The sequence below is a fragment of the Holdemanella sp. genome (assembly GCF_056804935.1).
On sequence record NZ_DBMEXE010000216.1, the window covers coordinates 445 to 2,748 of the forward strand.

At 35.2% G+C, this 2,304-nt stretch carries 3 protein-coding genes; all 3 read right to left on the reverse strand.

Annotated features, from left to right (window positions below; translation table 11 throughout):
• A partial coding sequence (locus ACZQCL_RS08440; RefSeq protein ID WP_482482774.1) for an arsenate reductase/protein-tyrosine-phosphatase family protein occupies positions 1–209 on the reverse strand: 209 nt, incomplete at its 3' end.
• 144 nt (positions 210–353) lie between these two features.
• Complete coding sequence (locus tag ACZQCL_RS08445; RefSeq protein ID WP_333671551.1) at positions 354–1,661, reverse strand: UDP-N-acetylmuramate--L-alanine ligase; 1,308 nt, start codon at positions 1,659–1,661, stop codon at positions 354–356.
• A 1-nt stretch (position 1,662) separates the two neighbouring features.
• Positions 1,663–2,304, reverse strand: a 642-nt coding sequence (locus ACZQCL_RS08450) for a hypothetical protein (protein ID WP_482482776.1), incomplete at its 5' end; no start/stop codon positions are given.

Genomic DNA, 2,304 nt, shown 5'->3' on the forward strand with positions numbered 1-2,304 from the left:
AACAGTTTGGAATATTGTGTTTTTTCCATGTCTATTTGATACATGTCTTTCATTAAACGTACGGCATCTTGATTGATTTGTGGTTTTGTTTCTGTTCCAGCGGAATAGCTTTCAAATACATTTGAAGAAAGGTGTTTTGACAATGCTTCCGCAATTTGACTACGACACGAATTATGTACGCAGATAAAAGCCACCTTTGGTTTTTTCATAAATAAATTACCCACCCTTCCTAGTTTTTAGCTTCGTCTTAGGTCAATGTTTTTCCATAGGATATGATTTCACTTCTTCTGTCTAAACAGAACAAAAAGCCTATTCCCTTATAAAAAGGTATAGGCTTTTATCCTTAGATACTCTTATAAGATTTTTTCTAATTTATCTCTTAATAAATAGATATCCTTACTAGACATAAAGACGAAGGCTGCAGGAGCTAATGTTTTTAACTTTTCAGCTGAAGCATCATCTACATCTAATAAGATTGCGTTTGGACAACGATCCATCAAATCTTGAATTGTGACTGTGATTGTTTCATCTTCTCTTACGGCATTTTTAGGGAAATCCAGTAAACATACTTGATCCGCCGTATTTAAACTCTTCGCAAAGTCATCCAAGAAATATTGTAGACGTGAATAACGATCTGGTTTATATAACGCTACGATTTTCTTTTTTGGATATTTTTTACGAACTGCATCAATCATTAGACGAATCGCTGTTGGATGGTGTGCATAGTCATCGACTAATACACTATCCTTGACTTCATCAATCACAAATCGACGAGCGATTCCTTTATAGTCTTGTAAGCCTTGTACAATGATATCGGCTGGCATACCTAACATATGGGCTAGCGCAAAACATCCTAAGGCATCCTGCATAAAGGCATCTCCCACTTCATTTAATTCAACGTGAGCTAGAATTTCACCATTATGCTTACAATCAAAATGCATACCAAATGGACCTTGTTCAATATTGATGGCTTGATAATCATTGCCATCCTTTAAACCATATGTAGTTACTGGCACATTGTAGTGTAGATTTTTAAGGTGTTCATCATCTCCAAAGATGACAATGCCTTTTTTGACTTGGTTCGCAAAACTTTGGAATGCTGATACATAATCATCCATATCTTTATAATAGTCAATATGATCCAATTCAATATTGGTGATGATCGCATAATCTGGATGATATGCCAAGAAATGTCTTTGAAATTCACAAGATTCTAGTACAAAATGGTTGGCATGTTCTGGCATATAGCCATGGCCATCTCCAATTAAGTATGCACATTCATCTTGTAAAGAAAGAACTTGGCCTAAAATACCTGTTGTTGTGGACTTACCATGCGTTCCTGCAACACAGATAGAACTGTATGACTCTAATAAAATACCTAAGTATTCATTATAATAATATGTTTTTACAGTTGGATTGTCCATCGCTGCTTTCACTTCCGGATGCGTTTGATCAAAAGATAAACCAATGATCACTGTGTCATTGTCCTTGATGTTATCGGGACTGAATGAATAGATTGGAATATTACGTGCTCTTAATCCATCTTCTGTAAAGATATATTTATCGATATCACTACCTGTGACTTCTTTATGTTCATCATGTAAGATACATGCCAAGGCAGCCATACCTGTTCCTTTAATACCAATAAAATGATAAGCCATTTTATTCACCTTCTTTGTCAAATAACGATTCTTGTTTGTTTGTTTCCTTTTTTGGCTTCTCTAACATTTCAGATAGATTCATATTTTTCTTTGATTCTTCAACCTTGTATTCAGGAATGGAATCCGCAGGCTGCATACTTGGTAAGTATGTTCCATACATTGGAGATAAGATCTTTGAGAAATCTTCATCTTCTGGTTTGTTTAACGTAATCGCATCGTGCACTTTATCAAATTCTTTTTTAGAATCTTCCACATTTCCAAAGATTGGAGAAATGACAGGTTGATAATCTAAATCTTCGGCAACACGACGTACTTTTACGGATTTATGACGATCATATTTATACACTTTTTGTTTCGGTTTTGTCTCTTCTTGTGCAATCGAATCGACATCTAAACCTTGGAAAATTGTTGTTTTCTTAGGTTTAGGTTGAATAATCGCCTTTTCAAAAATAGGAGAATTCATAAAGTTTTCAGGATCCGTTTCAATCGAGCTTGCTGCTTCCTTTAAAATTGGCTCTGGCTTTACAACTTCTTCTTCTTGAACTTGTGGTTCTGCAACAACAGGTTCAGGTTTTACTTCTTCTTGTTTCGCAGGTTCTTCTACGACTTCTTCTTCATCGTCTTCTTCTTCTTTGTCTTCTTC